The sequence below is a fragment of the Comamonadaceae bacterium M7527 genome, assembly GCA_021044545.1.
Taxonomy (GTDB): Bacteria; Pseudomonadota; Gammaproteobacteria; order Burkholderiales; family Burkholderiaceae_C; genus RS62.
Genome location: CP087990.1, coordinates 2,121,603 through 2,146,578, shown reverse-complemented (window position 1 = coordinate 2,146,578; position 24,976 = coordinate 2,121,603). Strand labels below are relative to the sequence as shown.

Here is a 24,976-nt window from a genome sequence, read left to right as displayed (position 1 = left end):
CATCATGAACATACTTCTAATCAATCCCAATACAACCGTGGGTATGACAGAAAAAATTGAAGCTGCAGCCAATCGGGCGGCCGCCAGTGGGACACAGATTACGGCGGTCACATCAGCCAGTGGTCCCGTCTCCATAGAGGGCTATTATGATGAGGCCTTGAGCGTACCTGGCTTGCTCAAAGTCATTCGAGACAGCGCCGGCTTTGATGCAGTGGTCATTGCCTGCTTTGACGACACCGGCCTGGACGCTGCGCGCTGCGTGACCGACAAGCCAGTCATAGGCATTGGCGAAGCCGCTTACAGCTTGGCGGGTATGTTGGCCAACAAGTTCTCAGTTGTAACCACCTTGGCACGCTCAGTGCCAGCGTTGGAGCACAACCTCATGAAATATGGACTTGACAGACGATGCGCACGGGTTAGGTCGTCAGAGGTCGCCGTATTGGACTTGGAAAATGACAGCTCAGGTGCTTACGAAAAAATTGCCGCCGAAATTGCGCGGGCTATTGCAGACGACAAAGCTGAAGCCATTGTGCTCGGATGCGCCGGTATGACGGATTTGGCCAACAAGTTATCGCAACACTTTGACCGCCCAGTACTAGATGGCGTGGCCTGTGCGGTCTCTTTGGCCGAGGCCATGGCGCGTTTGCAACTCAAAACAACACGGCATGGTGGCTACGCACCACCACCCCAGCACAAGCTAGAAGTTCAGCCCTAGGACAGCAACAGCTCTAAGTAGTTGTCTATGTGCGCGGCTGGCAACTCTCGCCAGGCGCTTCGAGTGAAGCGCAACAGTTGACCCCGCACAAAGCTCATGAGTACATGCGCGCGCAGGGCTGCCTGCGCGGTAGGTGCATCGATGTTGGTCTCGCCCGCGGCGCGGCGCCAGTGGCCTTTTAGTTGCGTCTCCAACTTGTTAAACAGCAGGGACACGCGCTCGGCCAAGCGCGGCTGCTCTAACAACAAAGCGTCTCCCACCATCACGCGTACCATGCCAGGGTTTGCCTGGGCAAACTGCAATATGAGCCGCGTGAGCTGCGCGCATGCAACACGTCCGCCCAAAGCTTGTGCCTCTACCTGTGCAGCCAACCCCATCAGACTGTCTTCAATAAACTCGATCAACGCTTCAAGCATTTGCGCCTTGCTGGCAAACTGGCGATACAAAGCCGCCTCGCTCACCCCCAGGCTTTTGGCCAATGCCGCAGTTGTCACACGCTCAGTAGTCGGCTGCTCTAGCATGGCCGCAAAGGCTTGCAAAATCTCCAAGCGGCGCTGCCCGGGCTGCGGGCGTGGCTTGGGCGGCGACTTGAGGGTTTTGTCGGGCGGTGGGCTGGACTCGTCGTTCATAAGCAGTGGTCAGTGCGAACGAATCATGGTGCCAAAGGCCTGATCGCTCAAGATTTCCAGCAACAGCGCATGCGGTACACGCCCGTCCACAATGTGCACCGACTGTACGCCGCTCTTGGCCGCATCCAACGCACCTGCAATTTTGGGCACCATGCCGCCGGAAATGGTGCCATCTTCCAGTAGCGCATCCACTTCGCGCGCGGTGATGTCTGTTAGCAACTCACCGGTCTTGTCGAGAACGCCAGCAATATTGGTCAGCATCAGCAGCTTTTCAGCTTGCAACACCATGGCCAGCTTGCTGGCCACCACGTCGGCGTTGATGTTGTAACTTTCGTTGTCTTCGCCAAACCCAAGCGGGCTCACCACTGGAATAAACGCATCGTCTTGCAAGGCTTTCACCACCGATGGGTCTATACCCACAATGTCGCCGACCTGCCCCACGTCGTGCTCTGTGGTTTTGTCTACCGGGTCTGTTAGTCGCAGCTTGCGTGCGCGTATGAGGCCACCGTCGCGCCCAGTCAGGCCCACGGCCTTGCCGCCTGCCTGGTTGATCAAGCCCACAATGTCTTGCTGCACTTGGCCAGCCAACACCCACTCCACCACCTCCATGGTTTCAGCGTCGGTCACACGCATACCGTGCACAAACTGGCCCTCTTTGCCCAAACGCTTGAGCAAGTGCTCAATTTGTGGCCCACCGCCGTGCACCACCACAGGGTTGATGCCCACCAGCTTGAGCAACACCACATCAGCTGCAAACGCGGCCTGCAACGCTGGATCAGTCATGGCATTGCCACCGTACTTGATCACCATGGTCTTGCCGTGGAACTTGCGTATGTAAGGCAAGGCTTTGGCCAAAATTTCAGCATGATCGCGAGCGGCAATAGTAGACATAGACGGGTTCAATAGCTGGTTTAAAACAGGAGGCTGACGGGTCAGCTGATAATTGTGCCGTAGTTTGCAAGGCATAACAGCCCTGCACCCGCAACCCACTGGATTACCACCATGACAGACCTAAACACACTATTTGAACAAGCCAGCGTAGACGCCAACAGCCTATCCGAGCGTCCAGACAACCAAACACTGTTGCGTATTTACGCCTTGTACAAGCAAGGCAGCCAGGGCGACATTGACCGCCCCAAGCCCAGCATGACAGACATGGTGGGCTTTGCCAAGTGGAGTGCCTGGAACAAGCTCAAAGGGACTGAGCAGGATGAGGCCAAGCAAGCGTTTATTGATTTGATTGAGTCGCTTAAAGACTGACGGTTGCAGCGGGTCTGGCCGGTGTGGCCCTTTTGGGTCGCCTCGCGCCAAGCCGCGCCACTTGAACACAACAGCTCAAACAAGCTCAACCTCCACCAGACAATCGTAAAAAGTAGGCGCACGTCCCATATCCGTTAGCGCCTGCCCCGTCACCTCGTTCACATTGGTGCCGCGCAGGCCCAAGCGCCACCACACGCCCAAACCATTCACCACACCGGCACGTGCGCGTTGGCTGATGCGCGCCTTGCAGTGGTAGCTGCCACGGCTGTTGAATACGCGTACCGTACAGCCGTCTGCAATGCCGCGTGTTTGCGCATCTGATGCATGGATTTCCACAATGGGCTCACCCTCTATGTCGCGCAGGCTTTGAACGTTCACAAAGCTGGAGTTGAGAAAATTGCGCGCCGGCGGCGAAATCATGGCCAGCGGATATTGCGCATTTGAGCCAACGGCCTCGTAGTTGGGCAAATGGTCCGGCACAGGGTCCAAGCCCAAAGCGCTTAAGCGCTCGCAAGCCAACTCGCATTTGCCAGAAGCGGTTGGAAAGCCACCCTTTGCAAACGGCGCTTGCGCGATGTTCAACGGCGCAAAACCGTCTCGCCACAATGCCTCATAGTCCACGTCTTTTGGCAAGAAGGCCTGAGCAACAATGTCCTGGTCAGTGTCTGAGAAGCAAGCCGGTAAAACCCATTTGTGCGGCCAAGGCCCTGAAAATATCGGTGTTGGTTTTAACGCCCTCAACAGGCGCAATGGCTGGGCGGTTGAGCATCACGTCGGTGTGGCCATAGCTGGCGTGTATGTCCAGGTGCTCCAGCTGCGTGGTCGCCGGCAGTATGTAGTCGGCATAGTCGGCGGTGTCGGTTTGAAAGTGCTCCAGCACCACAGTAAACAAGTCCTCGCGTCCAAAACCTTTAGTCACCTGAACAGAGTCAGGCGCAACCGCCACGGGGTTGCTGTTGTACACCACCAGTGCGCGCACCTTGGGGCCAAAAGCATCGCTGGTCTCCCGGTTTAAATCGTCGCCAATGGTAGACATGTTGATGGTGCGACTGGGCTTGTCACCCAAGGCTATGCGCTGCAAATCAGGGCGTTCAAGCGCTGCTTTTTGCTTGGGGTAAAAGCCCGAGCTGGACAGCAGCAGGCCGCCAGCGGCCTCGCGCCAAGCACCCACCAAGGCCGGCAAACACGCAACGGCACGCACGGCGTTGCCCGCGCCGCGCACACGCTGCATGCCGTAGTTCAGGCGAATGGCTGCGGGTTTGGTATGTGCATAGTCATAGGCAAGCTGCACAATTTGCTGCTGATCCAGGCCACACACCAAGGCGGCACGCTCGGGCGGCCACTCCAGTGCCCGCGTTTTAAGCGCCTCAAAACCCAAGGTGTGTTGGGCGATGTAATCGTGGTCTAGCCAGTTGTTCACGATAAGCTGGTGCATCAAGGCCAGCGCCAACGCCGCATCTGTACCTGGCAACAAGGCCATGTGCTCGTGGCATTTTTCGGCGGTTTCGGTGCGGCGTGGGTCTATGCACACCAGCTTGGCACCATTGCGTTTGGCTTGTTGCACGTGTCGCCAGAAATGCAAATTGCTGACAATGGCATTGCTGCCCCAAATGATGATGAGCCTGGACTGCGCAAAGGCCTCCATGCGCATGCCCACAGAAGCGCCGTAGGTATGTGCCAGGGCGGTAGCACCTGCAGATGCGCAAATGGTGCGATCCAGTTGTGAGGCACCCAGGCGGTTGAAAAAACGGGCCGCAATCGACTCACCCTGCACCAAGCCCATGGTGCCAGCGTAGCTGTAAGGCAATATGGCTTGAGGGTCATCTGCGGCTATGGTTTTGAGCTTGGCTGCAATGTCGCCTAAAGCCTGCTCCCACGACACGGGCTTAAACTTGCCCTCGCCTTTGCGGCCCAGGCGCTTCAGTGGCGTGGTCAGGCGCTCGGGGTGGTAGGTGCGCTCTGTGTAGCGCGACACCTTGGTACACAAGGCCCCGCCAGTGCTGGCATGCGCAGGGTTGCCACGCACTTGTATGGCCACGCCATCCTGCACGCTGGTGAGCATGGAGCAGGTATCCGGGCAGTCGTGCGGGCAAGCGCCCACTATGGTGGTGAGCGCATCACCTGCGGGCGTTAAAGGCAAACCGTCTACTAGCTTATTCATGGTGGCTACTGTTCTTTAAGGGCTGTGCGGGGTAGCATAGCTTTTTATTGACTGAATACCTGCAAACGCCATGAACTTGATAGACGCCATCCAAGCTCAAGCCTCCGATATGGTCGCCATACGTCGCGACATACATGCACATCCCGAGCTGTGCTACCAGGAAGAACGCACAGCCGCTTTGGTCGCTGAGCAGCTCGACAGCTATGGGCTTGAAGTCCACAAAGGCTTGGGCGTGACTGGCGTGGTGGGCGTCATCAAGGGCAACGCAACAGCGCCAGCGGGCGCCACCTACACAGCAATCGGGCTGCGCGCCGACATGGACGCGCTGCCCATGCAAGAAAGCAATACCTTTGAGCACGCCAGCAAGCACAGCGGCAAGATGCACGCCTGCGGCCACGACGGTCACACCGCCATGCTGCTGGCCGCGTGCAAGCACTTAAGCCAGCACCGGGACTTTGCCGGAACGGTGTACGCCATATTTCAACCCGCCGAAGAAGGCGGCGGCGGCGCGCGTGAAATGATGAGTGACGGCCTGTTTGAGCGCTTTCCCATGGACGCCGTGTTTGCCATGCACAACTGGCCAGGTCTGGCCCTGGGCACGTTTGCCGTGAGCGCTGGCCCCGTGATGGCGTCCAGCAACGAATTCAAAATTACAGTTCGTGGCAAAGGGGCACACGCTGCCATGCCACACATGGGGGTTGACCCAGTACCAGTGGCCAGCGCCATGATTCAAGCCTTTCAAACCATCATCACCCGCAACAAAAAACCTGTTGATGCAGGCGTGATATCAGTGACCATGCTGAGCGCAGGTGAAGCCACCAACGTCATACCCAACAGCTGTGAGATGCGCGGCACCGTGCGCACCTTCACGCTGCAAGTGTTGGACATGATTGAGGCGCGCATGCGCGAGGTGGCTACTCACACGGCAGCGGCCTATGGTGCTGAAGTCGACTTTGAGTTTGTGCGCAACTACCCGCCCACCATCAACTCAGCCACCGAAGCCGCATTTGCCAAAGATGTATTGACCCAAGTGGTTGGTGCTGACAAGGTGTGCGAGCAAGAACCCACCATGGGTGCGGAAGACTTTGCATACATGCTGCAGGCCAAGCCGGGGGCCTACATATTTGCAGGCAATGGTGAGGGCGACCACCGGCAAATAGGTCACGGCGGCGGGCCATGCACCTTGCACAACCCCAGCTACGACTTCAACGACCAGCTGATTCCCATAGCTGCGACAGCATGGGTCAAGCTGGTGAGTGCCGCCCTGCCCGCTTGAGTCAGGGCCTGGCGTGTCAACCGGCGGCCAACACGGCGGCCACCGCGCGTCTGTGCGCAATCTCTAGCAAGCCGTCAAAAATCAAGCCGTCGACCAGCTCGACAGGCACAGACATGGACGGTGCCATCTTCCAGCCCGCACCACCAGTCATGTAGCAAACAGGCTGTTGCTGGCAGTGCGCTTGCAACAACCCATACACATGCGCCACCGCACCCGCAATGGCAAAAGTGCCGCCACTTGTGAGCGCATCGCTGGTGTTGGTTGGAAACGGCACCACATCACCCGTAGGCACGTGCAAGCCTGCGGTACCAGACTCCAGGGCGCGCAACATGATGCCGTGGCCGGGCAAAATAACGCCGCCCAAAAACTGGCCATGAGCATCAATGGCCTCAACCGTTACGGCCGTGCCCACCATCACCACCACGCACGGACGAGGCTGGCCACTGGTCAACATGCGCTGGTAAGCGCCAATCATGGCCACCCAACGGTCTGCGCCCAAACGGGCCGGCTGTTCGTAGCCATTGGTCACGCCCGCCTCAAAGTCGCGCGGCACGACCCAGCTGGCGTGCACATCCCAAATGTCCATTTGCTGTTGCACGCGACGCATCACTGCGTCACCCGCCACCACGCAGCCCAGCATGCTGGTAGGTGCTGGCAAGTCCGCCCAATCGTCTTCAGCCAGGGTTTCTATGTGCTCAAGAAACTTGGCGCCACTGGCCAACAACGCAGCATGGGGCCGCGCAGAATCAAACAGCGCCCACTTCAAGCGGGTGTTACCAACGTCTATGGCCAAAAAAGTCATGCCCGCATTATCTGCTACGGGCAGTGGTCGACCTAACGGCCCACAAACGGGGCCGTTATGACCTACACCGGGACAAGCCCGGTGTAGGTGTGGCGGCTAGAAAACCAGACTGATCGCTTACGCGCCAATCACACCGCCGTTGGTTCGGCGAATGGCGATCACACTTGATCTGGGCACGCTGTTGCCACCGCCCGGGAAGTGTGACGCAGCCAATTCTTCACCAGGGTGCTGCACGCCTACAAACATGGTTGTCTGGTCAGGCGTCATGGAAAAACCGGTGATTTCACAAGCCACTGGCCCCACAAGAAAACGGCGTATCTCGCCAGTGAGTGGGTCGCCGCACAACATTTGGTTGTTGCCCATGCCGGCAAACTCACCCTTGTTGCTGTACTTGCCGTCGGTTTGTATCCACAAGCGGCCATCGGCGTCAAAGGCAATGCCATCTGGGCTGTTGAACATATTGTCAGCGTTCACGTTGGGGCTGCCGCGCTCCAGCGTCCTGGGCGCAACCACGGGGTTACCCGCCATCACAAACAAATCCCATGTGAAAGCGCTGCTGGCGTGGTCTTCACCTGCGGGCATCCAGCGCAAGATTTGACCGTATTTGTTGTTGGCACGTGGGTTGGGGCCACCAACAGGTTGGCCATCGTTGCCGCGCTTGGAGTTGTTGGTAAGTGTCACATACACCTGCTTGCCACTGGGGTGTGCCGCCACCCATTCTGGCCTGTCCATGGTGGTGGCACCCACAACAGTGGCTGCAACGCGGGCATGTACCAGCACATCGGCCTGTATTTTAAAGCCTTTGTCGGCAGTCAATCCGTTTTTACCAACCGTCAACTCCAGCCATTCACCCTTGCCTTCCAGGGCACCGGCTTTGGCATCAAAGCGGGCGACGTACAAGATGCCGTCGTCTAGCAGCGCAGCGTTGGCCGCACCCTGGCTGGCTTGTAGGTGTCGTTGGACACAAACTTGTACAAATGCTCGCCGCGCTCGTCGTCACCCATGTAGGCCACCAAACGATTGTCTTTGTTGATAACGATTTCAACGTTTTCGTGCTTGAACCGGCCCAGTGCGGTTCGCTTGATAGGCGTGCTGGATGGATTCATGGGATCTATTTCGACAATCCAGCCATGACGGTTAGGCTCGGTCGGGTTTTGGCTCAGGTCAAAACGCTCGTCAAACTTGTGCCAGTCGTAGCCAGCGCCTTTGCCGCTGATGCCGTAGCGCTTGAAGGTGCTGTTGTTGGGCACGTCGGCGGTAGCGCCAAAGTAGCCGTTGAAGTTTTCCTCACAAGTCAGGTAGGTGCCCCAAGGGGTTTGACCATTGGCACAGTTGTTAAATGTGCCCAACACGGTTGTACCGGTTGGGTCGGCTTTGGTTTTTACCCAGTCTGAGCCGGCCACTGGGCCAGACAAGCGCATGGTGGTGTTGGCCGTAATGCGGCGGTTTTTCGCAGCGCCTTGCACCATTTGCCACTTGCCACCGCGTTGCTTCACTTCAAAGACGGTGACACCGTGTGCGGCTTGCGCTTTGCGGCAGTCTTCCAAAGAGTCGCACTTGCCACTGGTGAACAGGTACTCGTAATTGGTGTACTCGTTGTTCACAGCAATCACGCCGTGGTTATTGCTAATGGGGAAGAAAGTCATGCCATCGTTGTTGTCGCCCATGGCCAAGGCTTGGCTGGCGGCGGTACCGCGGGTGGTTTGGTCAAACGCTTGTCCGCCTTTGAGCACAGGGTCGCCCCAAGAGCTGACCACTTCCCATTCGTAGCCAGCTGGCAAGGTAATGGTGTCTGCCGAGTTGGCCGCAACAGCGGTAAACCCCATGCGCGGCGACACCACAGCGCTCTTGGCGCTTCGCTTGCCCTGTTGCGTGGCTGCGGATGCAGCAAACGGAAGGCCTCCCAAAAAGCCAGTCACGCCCAAGGCTGTGGCGCTGACGCCAATAAAACGGCGGCGCTGCAAGCCAGGTGCTACCAGCTTGGAAAAGTCGTCTTCTTCAGTACGTGGGTGGTTGGCTTGCTCGGCCAGGTCAAAGCGGTTCATGGTGTATCCCCTACAAAAAGCTAACAAACAAAAATCTGTTGGCCGCAATGTATGAGGTGTCTGTGTCAGCTTGATGACATACGCAATCGCGCGCAACAGGGTGTTAGTCGCTGCCAGCCACACGCCCGCGCAAGGCCTTGATCTGGCCGCGATTCACTTTGGACTCAACGCGCCTGCGCTGTGAGCCAAGCGTTGGGCGCGTGGCTTTGCGTGGTTTGGCCTGCACTGCAACGCTGTCAACAAGCGTTTGCAAACGGGCCAGTGCATCAGCCTTGTTGAACTCCAGGCTGCGACTGGCTTGCGCCTTGATAACCACCACGCCTTCAGAGGAAATACGCTGGTCATTCAACGTCAGCAAGCGTGCTTTTATCGCTGGCGGCAACGACGACTGCGCAATGACAAAGCGCAAGTGCACGGCGTTTGAGACTTTGTTGACATTTTGTCCACCTGCACCTTGCGCGCGAATGGCGCTCAAGGTCACCTCTGAAACTTGCACTTTAACCATGGCTGCAGTGTGCCACGCTGGCTACACGCTCTGTGAACCAGCTATGGAACCGGTCTTAAAACCGTCTTAATTTTGCTTCCAAGGCAAGCCACGCATACGCCAGCCGCCACGCTTGCCGCGGTGCGCCATCGCATTGGGGTCGCCCTCAAAGCCTTCCAAAATATTGAAGGCCTGCAAGCCCAACTCGGTGGCGCGCTTGGCTGCCGCAATAGAGCGCACGCCGCTGCGGCACAGCAGCAGCACTTTGGCGCCGTTAACGGCAGCAGCTTTGACTTGCGCGTCAAAGTCAGGGTTCATGGCCATGCCAGGCCATTGCTTCCAGGCCGCATTAACAGCGCCCGGCACAAAGCCCACCCATTCGCGCTCAGCGTCTGTACGCACGTCCACAATCACGGCCTCGCCGTTTTGCACCCATTGCCACGCCAAGGCGCAGTCCACATCACCAGCGTAGCCTGCTGCCTCAAGCGGCACTTCCAGTTGCTGGTGCTCACCTGCGTCATGGCGCATGCCCGACGTCAAGTTGGCGGGCACGGCCTGGTCTATCAGCTTGGGGCGCGGCAAGTTGAGTCCATCCATGATGGCGACAAACTCAGCCATTGTCTTGTTGGCCAGGCGTTGGTTGTTGGCTTTTTCAAAGCCCACAGTGGTGTGTGTGCGGCCCTGGTAGTCATGGCCCGGCCAGATGGTGGTGGCGTCGGGTAATGTGAACAATTGCTGGGTCACACTGCGGTACAAGTCTTGCGAGCTGCCAGATTGAAAGTCGGTACGCCCACAGCCATTGATGAGTAATGTGTCGCCGGTAAACACATGGTCGCGCCACACAAAACACATGCTGCCGCCAGTGTGCCCTGGCGTGTGCAACGCCTTGATGACCTCTGCACCAAATCAAGGTGTCGCCGTGCTCCATCTGTATGTTGGCCGTGGTAATGCCGCAGCCTGCTGGCGCAGCGGTTTTGGCACCTGTGTGCTCTACCAGCTGATGCGCGCTGGTGATGTGGTCGGCGTGGGCATGGGTTTCCAGGGCGTAGCGCAGCTGCAAGCCGTATTGGGCCAGCACGTCCAGGTCACGCTCAATGAGCTCTTCTACCGGGTCAATGATGACGGCGTCTTTAGTGGTCTCGTCAAATAGGATGTAGGTGTAGGTGCTGGATACGGTGTCAAACAGTTGAATAGGTGTTGGCATATTGAATATCTCCTTAAGAAAATTTGGCCAGCATGGCGGCTACGTCGTCGCCAGGCACTTCGCCTTGGGCGATCACGCAGCCCACCAGGGTGAAAAACGCTTTGTCCAAAGCCTTGCGCGAAGCGGCCATTTGCTGGGCCACTTTCTCGCAGTCTTGTTCTGTTTCTATCAAGCGCTGTATACCGCGCAACTGGCCTTCTACGCGTTTGAGGCGCAAAACCAGTGCTCTTTTGCGCTCGACATCGTTAATTGTGGTCATGGTGCTGTACCTGTGCGTGCCGAAAAAGAATTGATATTTTGACGCAAAGCAGAATTATTGCATAATACCCCCCACAGTATCTAAGGAGATGGACGTGGAACTATTTGGGCATTCGTTTTTTCAAGCGGCTACAGGCGGCATTCTTATAGGCCTGGCCAGCTGGCTGGTCTTGTTGGCCTTTGGTCGTGTCACCGGTATTTCCGGCATTGCCACCGGCGCTTTAAGCGCTGTTACGGGCGACACCCCCAAGCGCCTGGCCTTGCTGGACTGGCGCGTAGGCTTTCTCATAGGCCTTGTTGGCGGTGGCGTCGTGGTTGCCAACATGCTGAACATCACCAGCGGCCTGGCTGATCGCAGCCCTGTGCTGTTGTTGGTTGCCGGGTTGTTGGTTGGCTATGGCACTGTGCGCGGCAGCGGCTGCACATCGGGCCATGGTGTGTGCGGGCTGGGACGTCGCTCAGCACGCTCATTGGTAGCAGTGGCCGCATTCATGGCCGCAGGCATGCTGACAGTTACCGTTACCGGTTTAATCGCAGGAGTAGGCGCATGAACAATACAGAAGCGCGCAGCGCCAAGACCTTTGTAGTCGGCTTGCTGGCCGGCATCTTGTTTACAGTTGGCTTGGCCTGGTCTGGCATGACAGATCCCGCCAAGGTCCTTGGCTTTTTGAATGTCGCCGCATTGTTTACAGACCAGGTCGCCGGTACGTGGGATGCCAGCTTGGCCTTTGTCATGGGCGGTGCTGTATTGGTAACGCTGCTGGCCTTTGGTCGCGCAGCACGCAGCACTGGCAAGCCTTGGCTGGCTGAAGCGTTTGCGCTACCCACACGCAGTGACATAGACGGCAAGCTGCTTGTTGGCAGCGCCTGTTTTGGCGTAGGCTGGGGCCTGGGCGGATTTTGCCCCGGGCCAGCCTTGTCGGCCATGCTGAGCACACCAGACCTGTGGTTTGTACCCGCTATGGCCGCCGGCATGTGGTTGGCGACAAAGCACAACGCCCGCGGCTAACAATTATTTAATGGTTTTAAAAAGGTACAAGAGCTATGCAAATTAACGTTGGAAAAACAGAGCGCGCCATTCGCGTGGTGGCTGGACTGGTACTGATTGCACTGGCGGCCACACAGCAAGTGGGTTGGTGGGGCTTGTTGGGCATTGTGCCGCTGGCCACAGGTTTGGCCGGTCGCTGCCCGCCTTACGCCCTGTTGGGCATCAACACGTGCTCATTGAAAAAGCCCGATTAACTGGGCTTTGGTAAGCAGCAAAAAAGGCCCGCAAGGGCCTTTTTTTATTGTGCACCGCAACGCTAGCCTACCTAATAGGCACTGAATAGCGATGTGGTCGCAACAATACACAAAACCTTGCACGGTAGACCAGGAAGACAGACAGACCTAGACCAAACCGGGCCAACTTGAGATACTATTTGCAGTTAACGTTTACGTAAACGTCAATCAACAACCCACGCCTGACGTCTGCCCAACCTGCGAGCCCACCATGACCGATTTGTCTGCCGACTACAAAGCCTTAGCCAACTACCGCCCCACCAACAAAGTGCGCTTTGTCACGGCCGCCAGTTTGTTTGACGGTCACGATGCGGCCATCAACATCATGCGTCGCATACTGCAGAGCATGGGTGTAGAAGTCATTCACCTGGGCCACAACCGCAGCGTAGACGAGGTGGTCAATGCCGCTTTGCAAGAGGACGTGCAAGGCATTGCCATCAGCTCCTACCAGGGCGGGCATGTGGAGTACTTCAAATACATGATGGACTTGCTCAAAGCCAAAGGCGGCGAGCACATCCAAGTATTTGGCGGCGGCGGCGGGGTCATTGTGGCTGACGAAATTGCAGAGCTGCAAGCCTACGGCGTCACCCGCATCTTCAGCCCGGAAGACGGCCAGCGCATGGGCCTGGCCGGCATGATTGGCGAGATGGTGATGCGCTGCGACAAGGCACTAGACGCACACGCGCCCACAAGCTTGCAAGCCCTTCAAGGACATAGCGAAGCCAACTGGCGCGCACTGTCTCAGCTGATAACCGCTGTTGAAGCTGGCAGCGCCAATGCCACCTTGCTGGCCAACATCAGGGCGCAAGCCCAGCACACCAAGGTGCCTGTTATTGGCATTACCGGCACAGGCGGGGCAGGCAAGTCGTCGCTCACGGATGAGCTGATACGCCGTTTGCGCTTGGACCAAGAGGACAGCTTACGCGTGGCGCTCATTTCCATTGACCCCAGCAGGCGCAAAAGCGGTGGCGCACTACTGGGTGACCGCATTCGCATGAATGCCATCAACCCATGGCGCGCGGGCAACCGCGTGTTTATGCGCTCCTTGGCCACACGTGAGTTTGGTAGCGAAATCTCCGCAGCCCTGCCCGATGTGATTGCCAGCTGCAAAGCCGCTGGCTTTGATCTGGTGGTGGTGGAAACCTCAGGCATTGGCCAAGGCGACGCAGCCATAGTGCCACATGTAGACGTGCCGCTGTACGTCATGACGCCAGAGTTTGGCGCAGCCAGCCAGCTGGAAAAAATAGACATGCTGGACTTTGCCCAGTTTGTAGCCATTAACAAATTTGACCGCAAAGGTGCAGCTGACGCGTTGCGCGATGTCGCCAAGCAAGTGCTGCGCAACCGCGAAGACTTCAGCAAAATGCCCGACGACATGCCAGTCTTTGGCACCATGGCGTCGCGCTTTAACGACGACGGCGTAACCGCGCTGTACCAAGCCATGAAGCCCACCTTGGCTGGCTTGGGCCTGGCGCTGAACGACGGCAAGCTGCCCAACGCGGCTGTGCGCCACAGTTCCAACCAAACCCCCATAGTGCCGCCAGCGCGCACCCGCTACTTGGCAGAAATTGCCGACACCGTGCGTGGCTACAAAACGCGTGTGAAGGAACAAGTCAAACTGGTGCGTGAAATACAGCAACTACGTGCCAGCGCCGAGATGCTCAGACTGGGCAAGAGCGGACGCCCCAAGGCTGCTGAAGCCGTACTTGACTTGGCCGCCTATCGCGACCTGCACCTGGATGCCGACAGCCGGGAACTGATCAACACCTGGCCCAGCTTGCAAGCCACTTATGCCGCGCCCGAACTGGTCAGCACCATTCGTGGCAAAGAAATACGCACGGCACTCACCACCAAGTCGTTGTCAGGCACGGTGATACGCAAGGTCGCCTTGCCCACGTTTGAAGACCACGGCGAAATACTAAAGTGGCTGATGCTGGAGAACGTGCCGGGCTACTTCCCCTACACAGCGGGCACCTTCCCGGTCAAGCGCGAAGGCGAAGACCCCACGCGTATGTTTGCCGGTGAAGGTGACGCATTCCGCACCAACCGCCGCTTTAAGTTGCTGTCAGAAGGCATGCCCGCCAAGCGCTTGTCTACCGCGTTTGACTCGGTCACGCTATACGGCAACGACCCCGATTTGCGCCCCGATATTTACGGCAAAGTGGGCAACTCTGGCGTGTCAATTGCCACGCTGGACGACATGAAGGTGTTGTACAGCGGCTTTGACTTGTGCAACCCCAGCACCAGCGTGTCCATGACCATCAACGGCCCAGCGCCCAGCATCTTGGCCATGTTCATGAACACCGCCATTGACCAGGCGGTGGATCAATGGGTGGCTGACAAAGGTCGTCAACCCACAGACGACGAGTACGCAGACCTCAAAACCTGGGTGCTGGCCAACGTGCGCGGCACTGTGCAAGCCGATATCCTGAAAGAAGACCAGGGACAAAACACCTGCATCTTCTCCACCGAGTTCAGCCTCAAAGTTATGGGCGACGTTGCCCAGTACTTTGTGGCCAACAACGTGCGCAATTTCTACTCCGTGTCCATCAGCGGCTACCACATTGCTGAGGCGGGCGCCAACCCCATCTCGCAACTGGCCCTCACGCTATCAAACGGCTTTACATTTGTAGAGGCCTACTTGGCGCGCGGCATGCACATTGACGACTTTGCACCCAATTTGTCGTTCTTCTTCAGCAACGGCATGGACCCCGAATACACCGTACTGGGTCGTGTTGCGCGGCGCATTTGGGCCGTTACCATGCGTGACAAATACGGCGCCAACGAGCGCAGTCAAAAGCTCAAATACCACGTGCAAACCAGCGGACGCAGCTTGCACGCGCAAGAGATACAGTTCAACGACATTCGCACCACGCTGCAAGCACTGATTGCCATTTACGACAACTGCAACAGCCTGCATACCAACGCCTTTGACGAAGCCATCACCACGCCCACAGAAGAGTCTGTACGCCGCGCCATGGCCATTCAACTCATCATCAACCGCGAGTGGGGCCTGGCCAAAAATGAAAACCCAAGCCAGGGCAGCTTTATTGTGGAAGAGCTTACCGAGCTACTCGAGGAGGCTGTGCTCACTGAATTTGAGCGCATTGCCGACAGGGGCGGCGTGCTGGGCGCTATGGAAACCGGCTACCAGCGCGGCAAAATTCAAGACGAGAGCATGGCGTACGAGATGCTCAAGCACACAGGTGAGCTGCCCATTATTGGCGTCAACACTTTCCGCAATCCCAACAGTGACGACACGCCGCAAGTCATTGAACTGGCCCGCTCTACCGACGACGAAAAGCAAAGCCAACTCAAGCGCTTGGCAGACTTCCATGCTCGCCATGCACACGCCGCACCACTTGCACTAGAGCGCTTACGCCAAGTCGTTATCGACAACGCCAACGTATTTGAGGTGTTAATGGATGCGGTACGCGTGTGCTCGCTAGGACAGATTACCGACGCCCTGTTTGAGGTGGGCGGGCAGTACCGACGCAATATGTAGCAACTGTTTTGCCGCGACGCGCAGGCGCTATTGCCCCGCCTTCAGCGCCTCTTGCTCCATCAGCAAATAGGTGTTGTAGGCGTTCATGCGATTGGCAAACTTGAACATGGGCACAGGCTCAAAGTCTGACCAGTCTGTGGTGTCATAGGCTTGCTCAAACGGCACGAGGTTGTCGGCGGCCTCGCCCATGGTTTTGCGCAAGTACTTCAGGTAATCGCGCACCAGGGTGATGTCTTTTTGGGGGTTGGTAGACGCTTTACCGTGGCCTGGCACCACCGCCTCAGCGGGGTATTGCAGCATTTGGTCCAGCGCCACTATCCAGTGGCTGCTATTGGCGCCCCCCACAAATGGCAAGCGGCCATTGAAGATGAGGTCGCCAGAAAACAAGACCTTTTCTGATGGCACCCACACCGCCAAATCTTCAGGCGTGTGCGCTGGGCCCACCATGTCCACTTGAAACGTGGTGCCCGCCAGCTCCAGGGTTTTACTGCCGCCAAGCCACTCGTCTGCTTCGACAATGCGTGTGTTGGCATCCACCCACGGCGCCAAGTCCGTGCGAGACGCCTGCAAACGCAGCTTGGCCGTTTCGGAGTAGATGTACGCTTTGGCGCGCTGCTCACCAATGATTCGCGCACCCACCTCTTTAAACGCTTGCAAGCCGTAAATATGGTCAGCGTGGTAGTGGGTCACGATGACGTCGGTGATGGGCTTGTCTGTGACCGTCTTAATTTGTGCAATCAAGCGCTTGGCCAACGCGGGTGAGCCCAGTGCGTCCACCACCACCACCCCTTCAGGGGCAATAACGAAACCTGCATTGCTGATGAAATTTTGGTTTTGTGTGCTACCCAGCGCCGCCAAACCTTGCACGTAATACGTGTTGGGGCCTACTTGCTGCAACAGCATAGGCGGCGCGCCTGCCGCTGCCGCCAAGTTGATAAACGCCACACAGACAAGCCCTAGCCACACCTTCAAACGCATCATGACGCTGCTCCCACAGGTAAATATTTATTAACGACCGGACAAATATAAGCTATTACTCATATAAACACCATACCGGTACAACCCACTTTTAGGTACAGTGCACGCAAAGCCACTACCGGCACCACCACAACAACCACCCCCATGCAACAAAGCCACTCACAAAGCCGACTTAGAGACGAAATGCGTTGGTCTTATTTGCCTCCGCTCATGGTGTACGTGGCCGCTGGCATTCAGGGTCTGACCGGCATTGTGGGCACCTTCTTTGTAAAAGACTACCTGGGTCTGTCTGCCGAGTTCCTGGCGGCACTTGGGTTTTGGGCGTTTGTGCCATGGTCACTCAAAATACCAATAGGGCATTTGGTGGACTTGTTGTGGCGCTTCAAGTCGTGGTTGGTGGTGTTGGGTGCCGCACTCATTGCCGCCAGTTTGCTCATCATGGCAGCGCTTGTCGGTGAGCGTGACGCCATGGCTGCACTGTGGAGCGTGAACGCCTGGTACGTTCTTGCAGCCTTGTTATCGCCAGTGGGCTATGTGCTGCAAGACGCTGTAGCCGACGCCATGACAGTAGACGCCGTGCCACGCGTTGACGCCCAGGGCAAGCCCATAAATGCGGCCACCTTAAAGCGCATGCACACCACCATGCAAACGCTGGGACGCGTGGCCATTATTGGTGGCACTGTGGTGGTGGCACTGATCAACCTGTGGGCGTTCAGTGACACGCAAGGGCTGGACGGCCAAGCCAAGCTGGCGCTGTACCAAAGCGTCTACCTCATGGCATTGGCCATACCTGTTATTTCGCTGCTGGGTATTGCCAGTGCGCGTTGGATATACGCGCGCAACTTGGCCGCGCACATGGCCAGAGGATTAAGCCAACCCGATGCACGCGCGCTGCTAAGGCCCAGCACTGAAGCCACCTCGCCCAACTGGACCATCCTGATAGGCAGCGCCGCGTTTGTAGCCCTCACCATCACCCTTGGCCTATCCAACTGGGCCTACAGCCAAGAGGCTATTTTCCTGGGCTCAGCTGCCATTATTTTGTGGCTGATGCGCCGCTTGACGCTTGAGCTAGATACCACCGCACGCAACACCCTGATAGGCACTGCTTTGGTTATTTTCATGTACCGCGCCACGCCCAGTGCTGGCCCAGGCGTGTCGTGGTGGACCATAGACGAGCTGGGCTTTGACGGCAGCTTCTTTAGCGTGCTATCACTCATAGGCAGCGTGCTCACGCTGGTCGGTATGTTTGCGTTCAGGCGCTTTATGGCCGAGCGCTCTATTGTGTATGTGGTGGGCTTTCTGACACTGGCCAGCTTTGTGCTGTCGCTGCCCACACTGGGCATGAGCATGGGCTTGCACCACTGGACAGCGGCCATGACAGGCGGCGTGGTGGATGCAAGATTTATCGCGGTTATCGACACCGCCTTGGAGTCTCCGCTGGGGCAAATTGCCATGATCCCCATGCTGGCCTGGATAGCCAACGCCGCGCCTGCGCACCTTAAAGCAACGTACTTTGCCGTAATGGCCTCGTTTACCAACTTGGCCTTGTCAGCTGCCAGCTTGGGCACCAAGTATGTCAACCAACTGTTTACGCTGGAGCGCGAAGTGCGTGACCCCGCCACCCAAGTCATCACCGTGGCAGCCAACTACCAGTCGCTCACGCCACTGCTGCTAACCGTCATTGCAGCGGGCGTACTCATGCCTGTGGCCGCCATTGTGGTGGTCAAGCGCCTTAACTGGCGCAGCGCCTAACCGCTTAACCGCTTACGACGCAACCAGTGCAGGCTTGCCCAGCATCATGTCGGCTGCCTTCTCGGCGATCATCATGCTGGGCGCATTGGTGTTGCCACCAATCAGCGTGGGCATGATGGACGCATCCACCACACGCAAGCCCTGCACACCATGCACACGCAATTGACTGTCCACCACATCCAATGGGCCGCCGCCCATGCGGCAAGTGCCCACTGGGTGGTAAATGGTGTCCGCATTGGCCCTGATAAAAGCCTCTATGGCTTTGGGCCCCATGACGTCTTTGGTGGGTGAGGTTTCCACCCCTCCCAGGCTTGCCAAAGCAGGTTGGCGCAACAGCTCACGCATGCGCTCAAAACCCCTCACCAGCCGGCGCAAATCGTCTGGATCACTTAAAAAGTTGGGATTTATGCGGGGTGCGGCGTGCGCATGGGCGCTGGATAGCGCGACGCTGCCACGGCTCTTGGGGCGCAACACACACACGTGACACGAGTAACCCAAGCCGTACAAGCGCGCTCGCCCATGGTCTTTGAGCATGCCTGTTACAAAGTGCAGCTGCAAGTCTGGCAAGGTCTCACTTTGGCTAGACTTGATGAATGCGCCGCCCTCTGCAAAATTGGTCGTGAGTATGCCGGTGCGGTGCTTGCGCCACTGCAAGTAGCCCTTCACCATTTTGGGTAGCGCCGACACAGACAGCCCCATTAAATCTGTGAGATGCGGCGCCTTCACCAGTTGCACCACATCCAGGTGGTCTTGCAAATGTTGGCCAACGCCGGGCAAGTCATGCTGCACCGCTATGCCCATGTCTTGCAAGTGACCGCCGGGGCCAATGCCAGAGCGCATCAACACACCCGGCGACTGCAACGCCCCCGCACACAAAGCCACCTCGCGAGACGCTTTAATCTGGCGAACGTGGTTGTCTTGCACAATCTGCACGCCAACCGCACGCCCGTTGTCAAACATCACCTTATCCACCGTTGCGTTGCGCACCACCGTCAGGTTGCGACGCGTGAGCGCTTGCGCCAAATAGGCTTTGGCCGCCGTGTGCCGCTCACCGTTGTTGTGTGTAACTTGATAAATGCCCGCACCCTCTTGCTCGTCATCATTGAAGTCGTGGCGCAGTGGCACACCACCTTGGTGCGCCGCCTGGACAAAGGCCAACGCCACCGGGTTGGGCTCTGGCAAGTCTTTAACGTTTAGCGGGCCGCCGCTACCGTGCCACCGGCTGGCGCCGCGTTCGTTGTGCTCTGAGCGCTTGAAGTAAGGCAACACCTCTGCGTAAGACCAGCCCGCATTACCCATAGCAGCCCAGCCGTCATAGTCCATAGGGTGGCCGCGTACATAAATCATGGCGTTGATCGCGCTGGAGCCACCCAAGCCTTTGCCGCGCGGCTGGTAACACACGCGGTTGTTCAAATGCGCTTGTGGCTCGGTATTAAACGCCCAGTTGAACTGCCCAGTCATGGCCAGGCCAGCAATGCCCGCAGGACAGTCCACCATCACATGGTTGGTGTCGCCGCCGGCCTCAATCAACACCACAGATACGCTGGCGTCTTCACTCAGGCGCGCCGCCAGTGCACAGCCTGCAGAGCCACCACCCACCACTACAAAATCTGGCATTGCTTGTCTCTCCTTGTTGTGTGTTGCTCAAATCATGGCGTAAATACAAACGACGCACAAGCGACGCCAGTCACCCACTAACAGCCCAAGCAACAGGCACAATTGACACAAAACCCTATCACCCACCTTTTTTGGAGCACTACGTTATGAACGATATTCAACGCATTGGCATTATTGGCGCCGGCACCATGGGCAACGGCATTGCACAAGCCTGCGCCACCTGCGGTATTGACGTGGTGATGGTAGACATCAGCCAAGCAGCGGTAGACAAGGGCCTGGCCACTGTGGCGGGCAGCCTGGACCGCTTGATTAAAAAAGAAAAAGCCACCGAAGCCGACAAAACTGCCGCCTTGGCGCGCATTAAAGCCAGCACCCAGTACGCCGACTTGCACGACTGCAACCTGGTGATAGAGGCCGCCACTGAAAACGAGGCGCTTAAGGTCAAAATTTTGCAGCAACTCGACGCAGAGCTGCCCCCAAGCGCCTTGATCGCCAGCAACACCAGCTCTATCTCCATTACCAAATTGGCAGCAGCCACCAAGCGCCCAGAGCAGTTTATTGGCATGCACTTTTTCAACCCAGTGCCCATGATGGCCCTGGTTGAAATTATTCGCGGCCTGCAAACCAGTGACGCCACGCACGACGCCGTTAAAGCCTTGTCTGAGCGCTTGGGCAAAACGCCCATTACCGTGAAAAACGCACCCGGCTTTGTGGTCAACCGTATTTTGGTGCCCATGATCAACGAGGCATTCTTTGTATTGGCCGAAGGCTTGGCCACCCCTGAAGACATTGATGCCGGCATGAAGCTGGGCTGCAACCACCCCATTGGCCCACTGGCCTTGGCAGACATGATTGGCCTGGACGTGTGCTTGGCGGTGATGAACGTATACGTGGAAGAGTACAACGACGGCAAATACCGCCCATGCCCGCTGCTGAAAGAAATGGTGGCTGCAGGCTACTTGGGCCGCAAAACCGGACGCGGCGTTTACAGCTACTAACGCAGGCACGCTGCTTAAGTTACGTTACTGACCTGCCCCCACGAGCCGTACCACTGAATTAGAAGTTGGTCTGCAGGGTCAAGGTTTTATTCCAAAACTGGATGGTTGGTGTTTGCAGCAGCACTTGAATTCACTCGGTGCTGTTGCGCGAACTGAGCCGGTGGTATTCGGCCCAAGCTGCTGTGCGGCCTGACTTCGTTGTAGTCTCTGCGCCACTCAGCGATGCACTCCCTGGCCTGTGACAAGGTCTCAAACCATTGCTCGTTCAAGCACTCGTCACGAAACTTTCCATTGAAGCTCTCGATGTAGCCGTTTTGCATGGGGCGTCCTGGTTGAATCAAGATATGGCGTACGCCATGCGCCGTTGCCCAAGCCATGAAGGCGCGACTGGTGAACTCAGGGCCATTGTCTGTTCGTACAGCCAACGGGTAGCCCCTGAATATTGCAGCTTGGTCCAGCAAACGAGTCACGTATTGGCCTGAGATGCCGTAGTCGACCGCGATGTCCACGCACTCATGACTGAAGTCATCGGCCACCGTCAGGCATTTGCTTCTGCGACCGTTGGACAAACTATCGGACACAAAGTCCATGCTCCACACCTCGTTGACGGTTTGTGCCAACTGCAGCGGCACGCGTTCATTTAATAGCCGCTTGGCCTTCTTGCGACGGCGTACGGCCAAGTTGGCGTCACGGTAAAGCCGATAGACCCGCTTGTGGTTGACGTGCGGGAACTCTGGGCGCAGCAAGTCATGGATGCGTCGGTAACCAAACCTGCGCCGCACGTGAGCAATGTCCACGATGCGCTCGCACAGATCACGGCTGAGTTGATCTGGCTGGGGTCGGTTGCGATAGCTGTCGCGGCTTAGCCTCACAAGACGGCAAGCGTGGCGTTCGGACAGTTGATGGTCTTGGATCATCTTGCCAATCGCCTCGCGTTTGACTTGTGGGGCTAGCGCTTTACGCCGAAGACGCTCTTGAGCGCATGGATGTCCAAATGGGCCTCGGCCAGCAGCTTCTTGAGCTTGGTGTTCTCAGACTCCAAATCCCGCAGCCTGGAAGCATCTGAGGCCTCCATGCCGCCGAACTTGGAGCGCCACTTGTAAAAAGTAGGCTGGCTAAAGCCGCCACTGCGGCAGAGATCCTTGATGGACATGCCTGCTTCAGCTTGTTTGAGGAATCCGATGATTTGCTCATCGGTAAATCGTGTGGTCTTCATATCCGCAATTCTCCAAAATTTGCGGACCAACTGCCATTACTTTGGTACGGCTGGGAGGGGGCAGGTCAAGACGTGTTCTGTTAGCTGCACAAATCCTAGTTAGCTAAACTGACATTGGACGTGCCCGCTATCCCAGACGTGTTCTGTTAGCTGCACAAATCCTAGTTAGCTAAACTCAGGTAGTAGGCGTCAAGCATCCTTCGGTAGTTCTGTTAGCTGCACAAATCCTAGTTAGCTAAACTGAGGATGATCAACGCCAGCACGATGCCGAGGTTCTGTTAGCTGCACAAATCCTAGTTAGCTAAACTCGTTCAGCTCTTGGTCTGCATCAACCACCAGTTCTGTTAGCTGCACAAATCCTAGTTAGCTAAACTACACCGACGACGAGGACGTGGACGACAGCAGTTCTGTTAGCTGCACAAATCCTAGTTAGCTAAACTACTTGCTGCTCATCAACGTTTGCTGGCTTGGTTCTGTTAGCTGCACAAATCCTAGTTAGCTAAACTTGACCATTGATGCAAGAACCAGGGCGTTAGGTTCTGTTAGCTGCACAAATCCTAGTTAGCTAAACTTGACCAACGCAAATCACACGCACGGCACTGTTCTGTTAGCTGCACAAATCCTAGTTAGCTAAACTGCGCAATGAGGCGATCAATAACACCATCAAGTTCTGTTAGCTGCACAAATCCTAGTTAGCTAAACTTCATAAGCCGATACACCGTCACGTAGTGAAGTTCTGTTAGCTGCACAAATCCTAGTTAGCTAAACTCCGACCCACGCTCACGCAAGAGCTTGACCGGTTCTGTTAGCTGCACAAATCCTAGTTAGCTAAACTTGTGAATTCTTCCCCGCAGGTTTTGCACTTGTTCTGTTAGCTGCACAAATCCTAGTTAGCTAAACTCAAACACCGGACTGTGGTACTACGTTGGATTGTTCTGTTAGCTGCACAAATCCTAGTTAGCTAAACTGCTGGCCGTTGAGGTGCCAAAACCCATTCAGTTCTGTTAGCTGCACAAATCCTAGTTAGCTAAACTATTCGGGCGTTCCCTGTGCGTGGTCACTCAGTTCTGTTAGCTGCACAAATCCTAGTTAGCTAAACTCTCCTCCAGCCAATCGAAGGTGGTGTTCTGTTCTGTTAGCTGCACAAATCCTAGTTAGCTAAACTCATCTGGTGGGCTTGTTGGCGCCGTTGCGAGTTCTGTTAGCTGCACAAATCCTAGTTAGCTAAACTCCGCCCCGCGCTCACGCCTGAATCGCCCCGGGTTTCGTGGAGGCCAGTTGGTTTAAGTTGAGACCTCGGTCTCGCTTTTCCCGGCAAGTTGCCGGTAGTAGTTCACCTCAGCTTCAGCCGGTGGAATATACCCAATCGAGCTGAGCAGTCGGTGGTGGTTGAACCAAGCGACCCATTCCAGGGTTGCCAGTTCCAGTGCCTCCTTGGTTTTCCAGGGTGCACGGCGGTGGATCAATTCGGCCTTGTACAGCCCATTGATCGTCTCGGCCAGGGCGTTGTCGTAGCTGTCGCCACGGCTGCCCACCGAGGGCTCGATCCCGGCTTGTGCCAGGCGTTCGGTGTAGAGAATGGAAACATATTGAGACCCCCTATCTGAATGATGAATCAAGGCATCCGAGCGTTCGGGCTGCCGGTCAAACAAGGCTTGCTCCAGTGCATCGAGCACAAAGTCCGTGCGCATGGAGCTGCTCACCCGCCAGCCCACGATGCGCCGGGCAAATACATCGATCACGAAGGCCACGTATTGCCAGCCCTGCCAAGTGCTGACATAGGTGAAGTCCGACACCCACAGCTGGTTGGGCCGATCGGCCTTGAATTGACGATTGACCCGGTCTAGCGGGCACGGCGCTGCTTTATCTGACACCGTGGTGCGGACGACCTTGCCTCTGCGAACGCCGTGCAATCCCATACGTTTCATCAGCCGCTCGACCGTACAGCGCGCCACTTTGTTTCCTTCACGATTCATCTGGTGCCACACCTTGTCAGCGCCGTAGACCTGCATGTTGGCCTGCCAGACGGCTTGGATCTGAGGCATCAGGGCTTCATCACGTTTGGCTCGGGCGCAAAGCAGTTCTGGCTGGCGTTTGCGGGCAGCATGGCATCTGTAGCCAGACGGGGCGATTTGCAGCACTTTGCAAATCGGCTCGACCCCATAGGCCTCGCGGTTTTGATCAACAAAGTCCCTCAGGACTTGAGTCGGCGGTCGAGCTCCGCCTGGGCAAAAAAAGCACTCGCCAACTTGAGGATTTCGTTGGCTTTGCGCAGTTCCTTGACTTCGCGTTCTAGGTCTTTGATGCGAGATCGCTCATCAGAGCTGACGCCATCGCGCATGCCTTCGTCAACCTCATGCTGGCGAACCCAGTCGTTGAGGGTTTGCGGCACGCAGCCAATCTTGGGTGCGATGGACTCAATGGTGGCCCACAGGGAGGGGTACTCGCCTCGGTGTTCGAGCACCATGCGGACAGCGCGTTGGCGCACCTCGGGTGAAAAACGATTTGATTTCTTGCTCATGGCTCCATCTTCTCAAAGTGTGGAGCCTCCTCAAAATCCGGGGCGATTCACGCCAGCGCTTGACCAGTTCTGTTAGCTGCACAAATCCTAGTTAGCTAAACTCAAAAATCACCACACCAGGCGCGCCCGCTCGTTCTGTTAGCTGCACAAATCCTAGTTAGCTAAACTAATCTTGGCAGCCGTCACGGCAAAAAACGAGTTCTGTTAGCTGCACAAATCCTAGTTAGCTAAACTTATAGCCGCCGACTGCACCAACATTAAGACGTTCTGTTAG

19 protein-coding genes, 3 pseudogenes, 2 CRISPR repeat arrays and 1 other annotated feature (1 of these 25 running past the window's edge) are annotated in these 24,976 nt (G+C 56.8%); of the genes and pseudogenes, 9 read left to right on the top strand and 13 right to left on the bottom strand.

Annotated features, from left to right (window positions below):
* Positions 1 to 4: 4 nt before the first annotated feature.
* Positions 5 to 715, top strand: coding sequence for an aspartate/glutamate racemase family protein (locus LN050_10465; GenBank protein ID UFS56150.1), 711 nt, complete (start codon positions 5 to 7; stop codon positions 713 to 715).
* Here LN050_10465 and slmA read toward each other — a convergent pair.
* Complete coding sequence (slmA, locus tag LN050_10460) at positions 712 to 1,344, bottom strand: nucleoid occlusion factor SlmA (GenBank protein ID UFS56149.1); 633 nt, start codon at positions 1,342 to 1,344, stop codon at positions 712 to 714. The genes LN050_10465 and slmA overlap by 4 nt on opposite strands.
* A gap of 9 nt (positions 1,345 to 1,353) precedes the next feature.
* A complete protein-coding gene (gene argB / locus LN050_10455; protein UFS56148.1) occupies positions 1,354 to 2,235 on the bottom strand; it encodes an acetylglutamate kinase in 882 nt (293 codons plus the stop codon).
* A 111-nt stretch (positions 2,236 to 2,346) separates the two neighbouring features.
* On the opposite strand from argB, the gene LN050_10450 reads away from it, so the two are divergent.
* Entirely contained in the window at positions 2,347 to 2,604 is a 258-nt protein-coding gene (locus tag LN050_10450) for an acyl-CoA-binding protein (GenBank protein ID UFS56147.1), read from the top strand.
* 75 nt (positions 2,605 to 2,679) lie between these two features.
* On the opposite strand, the pseudogene LN050_10445 reads toward LN050_10450, so the two are convergent.
* Positions 2,680 to 4,666 (bottom strand): annotated as a pseudogene (locus LN050_10445) (molybdopterin oxidoreductase family protein).
* A gap of 169 nt (positions 4,667 to 4,835) precedes the next feature.
* Here LN050_10445 and LN050_10440 point away from each other — a divergent pair.
* The gene (locus tag LN050_10440; protein UFS56146.1) at positions 4,836 to 6,041 is read left to right on the top strand and encodes a M20 family metallopeptidase; all 1,206 of its coding nucleotides are present in this window, start codon (positions 4,836 to 4,838) and stop codon (positions 6,039 to 6,041) included.
* Positions 6,042 to 6,057: 16 nt separating this feature from the next.
* Here the strand turns inward: LN050_10440 and LN050_10435 are convergent, their stop codons facing one another.
* The 6 genes and pseudogenes from LN050_10435 to LN050_10410 all read right to left on the bottom strand — a co-directional run bounded on the left by LN050_10435 (position 6,058) and on the right by LN050_10410 (position 10,835).
* Positions 6,058 to 6,843: a type III pantothenate kinase gene (locus tag LN050_10435; GenBank protein ID UFS56145.1), complete on the bottom strand. Its 786-nt coding sequence runs from the start codon at positions 6,841 to 6,843 to the stop codon at positions 6,058 to 6,060.
* A gap of 117 nt (positions 6,844 to 6,960) precedes the next feature.
* Positions 6,961 to 8,669: pseudogene (locus tag LN050_10430) on the bottom strand (PhoX family phosphatase).
* A gap of 322 nt (positions 8,670 to 8,991) precedes the next feature.
* Complete coding sequence (gene arfB / locus LN050_10425) at positions 8,992 to 9,393, bottom strand: aminoacyl-tRNA hydrolase (GenBank protein UFS56144.1); 402 nt, start codon at positions 9,391 to 9,393, stop codon at positions 8,992 to 8,994.
* A gap of 66 nt (positions 9,394 to 9,459) precedes the next feature.
* Positions 9,460 to 9,900 (bottom strand): rhodanese-like domain-containing protein, encoded by a 441-nt coding sequence (locus LN050_10420; protein ID UFS57392.1) that lies wholly within the window; start codon positions 9,898 to 9,900, stop codon positions 9,460 to 9,462.
* A 222-nt stretch (positions 9,901 to 10,122) separates the two neighbouring features.
* A pseudogene (locus LN050_10415) lies at positions 10,123 to 10,576 on the bottom strand (MBL fold metallo-hydrolase).
* Positions 10,577 to 10,589: 13 nt separating this feature from the next.
* Positions 10,590 to 10,835 carry a metal-sensing transcriptional repressor gene (locus LN050_10410; GenBank protein UFS56143.1) on the bottom strand — a complete coding sequence of 82 codons (246 nt, stop codon included), beginning with the start codon at positions 10,833 to 10,835 and terminating at the stop codon, positions 10,590 to 10,592.
* Between the two features lie 88 nt (positions 10,836 to 10,923).
* Between LN050_10410 and LN050_10405 the strand changes: the two genes are divergently transcribed.
* From LN050_10405 to LN050_10390, 4 genes are all read left to right on the top strand, one after another.
* Complete coding sequence (locus tag LN050_10405; protein ID UFS56142.1) at positions 10,924 to 11,385, top strand: YeeE/YedE family protein; 462 nt, start codon at positions 10,924 to 10,926, stop codon at positions 11,383 to 11,385.
* Entirely contained in the window at positions 11,382 to 11,843 is a 462-nt protein-coding gene (locus tag LN050_10400) for a YeeE/YedE family protein (GenBank protein UFS56141.1), read from the top strand. The genes LN050_10405 and LN050_10400 overlap by 4 nt, the downstream gene beginning before the upstream one ends.
* A 35-nt stretch (positions 11,844 to 11,878) precedes the next feature.
* A complete protein-coding gene (locus tag LN050_10395) occupies positions 11,879 to 12,076 on the top strand; it encodes a DUF2892 domain-containing protein (GenBank protein ID UFS56140.1) in 198 nt (65 codons plus the stop codon).
* Positions 12,077 to 12,326: 250 nt separating this feature from the next.
* Complete coding sequence (locus tag LN050_10390; GenBank protein ID UFS56139.1) at positions 12,327 to 15,620, top strand: methylmalonyl-CoA mutase family protein; 3,294 nt, start codon at positions 12,327 to 12,329, stop codon at positions 15,618 to 15,620.
* Between the two features lie 27 nt (positions 15,621 to 15,647).
* On the opposite strand, the gene LN050_10385 is transcribed toward LN050_10390, so the two are convergent.
* A complete protein-coding gene (locus tag LN050_10385; protein UFS56138.1) occupies positions 15,648 to 16,601 on the bottom strand; it encodes an MBL fold metallo-hydrolase in 954 nt (317 codons plus the stop codon).
* A gap of 141 nt (positions 16,602 to 16,742) precedes the next feature.
* Here LN050_10385 and LN050_10380 point away from each other — a divergent pair, with 141 nt between their 5' ends.
* Positions 16,743 to 18,350: a hypothetical protein gene (locus tag LN050_10380; GenBank protein UFS56137.1), complete on the top strand. Its 1,608-nt coding sequence runs from the start codon at positions 16,743 to 16,745 to the stop codon at positions 18,348 to 18,350.
* A gap of 12 nt (positions 18,351 to 18,362) precedes the next feature.
* Here the strand turns inward: LN050_10380 and LN050_10375 are convergent, their stop codons facing one another.
* Positions 18,363 to 19,967, bottom strand: coding sequence for a choline dehydrogenase (locus LN050_10375; protein ID UFS56136.1), 1,605 nt, complete (start codon positions 19,965 to 19,967; stop codon positions 18,363 to 18,365).
* Between the two features lie 146 nt (positions 19,968 to 20,113).
* On the opposite strand from LN050_10375, the gene LN050_10370 reads away from it, so the two are divergent.
* A complete protein-coding gene (locus tag LN050_10370) occupies positions 20,114 to 20,965 on the top strand; it encodes a 3-hydroxybutyryl-CoA dehydrogenase (protein ID UFS56135.1) in 852 nt (283 codons plus the stop codon).
* Between the two features lie 86 nt (positions 20,966 to 21,051).
* Here LN050_10370 and LN050_10365 read toward each other — a convergent pair.
* Positions 21,052 to 22,181 (bottom strand): IS3 family transposase gene (locus LN050_10365; GenBank protein UFS56134.1). Its coding sequence is split into 2 segments (ribosomal slippage): positions 21,052 to 21,938 and positions 21,938 to 22,181, totalling 1,131 coding nucleotides; the frame shifts between segments, so codons are not numbered across the junction.
* 74 nt (positions 22,182 to 22,255) lie between these two features.
* Positions 22,256 to 23,412: direct repeats of the CRISPR family, unit length 36 nt; unit sequence GTTCTGTTAGCTGCACAAATCCTAGTTAGCTAAACT.
* A gap of 52 nt (positions 23,413 to 23,464) precedes the next feature.
* Positions 23,465 to 24,702, bottom strand: a protein-coding gene (locus tag LN050_10360; protein ID UFS56133.1) for an IS3 family transposase whose coding sequence is annotated in 2 segments (ribosomal slippage) — positions 23,465 to 24,420 and positions 24,420 to 24,702 — 1,239 coding nt in all. Because the reading frame shifts where the segments join, the coding sequence is not laid out codon by codon here.
* Positions 24,305 to 24,421, bottom strand: a sequence feature (AL1L pseudoknot). It overlaps the preceding gene by 117 nt.
* A 66-nt stretch (positions 24,703 to 24,768) precedes the next feature.
* Positions 24,769 to 24,976: direct repeats of the CRISPR family, unit length 36 nt; unit sequence GTTCTGTTAGCTGCACAAATCCTAGTTAGCTAAACT; it runs 422 nt beyond the window's last position.

What these genes read in the sequence shown, in the direction of transcription:
- LN050_10465 (UFS56150.1), top strand. Translation starts at nt 5, where the DNA reads ATGAACATACTTCTAATCAATCCCAATACAACCGTGGGTATGACAGAA.
- slmA (UFS56149.1), bottom strand. Translation starts at nt 1,344, where the DNA reads ATGAACGACGAGTCCAGCCCACCGCCCGACAAAACCCTCAAGTCGCCG.
- argB (UFS56148.1), bottom strand. Translation starts at nt 2,235, where the DNA reads ATGTCTACTATTGCCGCTCGCGATCATGCTGAAATTTTGGCCAAAGCC.
- LN050_10450 (UFS56147.1), top strand. Translation starts at nt 2,347, where the DNA reads ATGACAGACCTAAACACACTATTTGAACAAGCCAGCGTAGACGCCAAC.
- LN050_10440 (UFS56146.1), top strand. Translation starts at nt 4,836, where the DNA reads ATGAACTTGATAGACGCCATCCAAGCTCAAGCCTCCGATATGGTCGCC.
- LN050_10435 (UFS56145.1), bottom strand. Translation starts at nt 6,843, where the DNA reads ATGACTTTTTTGGCCATAGACGTTGGTAACACCCGCTTGAAGTGGGCG.
- arfB (UFS56144.1), bottom strand. Translation starts at nt 9,393, where the DNA reads ATGGTTAAAGTGCAAGTTTCAGAGGTGACCTTGAGCGCCATTCGCGCG.
- LN050_10420 (UFS57392.1), bottom strand. Translation starts at nt 9,900, where the DNA reads ATGCGCCATGACGCAGGTGAGCACCAGCAACTGGAAGTGCCGCTTGAG.
- LN050_10410 (UFS56143.1), bottom strand. Translation starts at nt 10,835, where the DNA reads ATGACCACAATTAACGATGTCGAGCGCAAAAGAGCACTGGTTTTGCGC.
- LN050_10405 (UFS56142.1), top strand. Translation starts at nt 10,924, where the DNA reads ATGGACGTGGAACTATTTGGGCATTCGTTTTTTCAAGCGGCTACAGGC.
- LN050_10400 (UFS56141.1), top strand. Translation starts at nt 11,382, where the DNA reads ATGAACAATACAGAAGCGCGCAGCGCCAAGACCTTTGTAGTCGGCTTG.
- LN050_10395 (UFS56140.1), top strand. Translation starts at nt 11,879, where the DNA reads ATGCAAATTAACGTTGGAAAAACAGAGCGCGCCATTCGCGTGGTGGCT.
- LN050_10390 (UFS56139.1), top strand. Translation starts at nt 12,327, where the DNA reads ATGACCGATTTGTCTGCCGACTACAAAGCCTTAGCCAACTACCGCCCC.
- LN050_10385 (UFS56138.1), bottom strand. Translation starts at nt 16,601, where the DNA reads ATGATGCGTTTGAAGGTGTGGCTAGGGCTTGTCTGTGTGGCGTTTATC.
- LN050_10380 (UFS56137.1), top strand. Translation starts at nt 16,743, where the DNA reads ATGCAACAAAGCCACTCACAAAGCCGACTTAGAGACGAAATGCGTTGG.
- LN050_10375 (UFS56136.1), bottom strand. Translation starts at nt 19,967, where the DNA reads ATGCCAGATTTTGTAGTGGTGGGTGGTGGCTCTGCAGGCTGTGCACTG.
- LN050_10370 (UFS56135.1), top strand. Translation starts at nt 20,114, where the DNA reads ATGAACGATATTCAACGCATTGGCATTATTGGCGCCGGCACCATGGGC.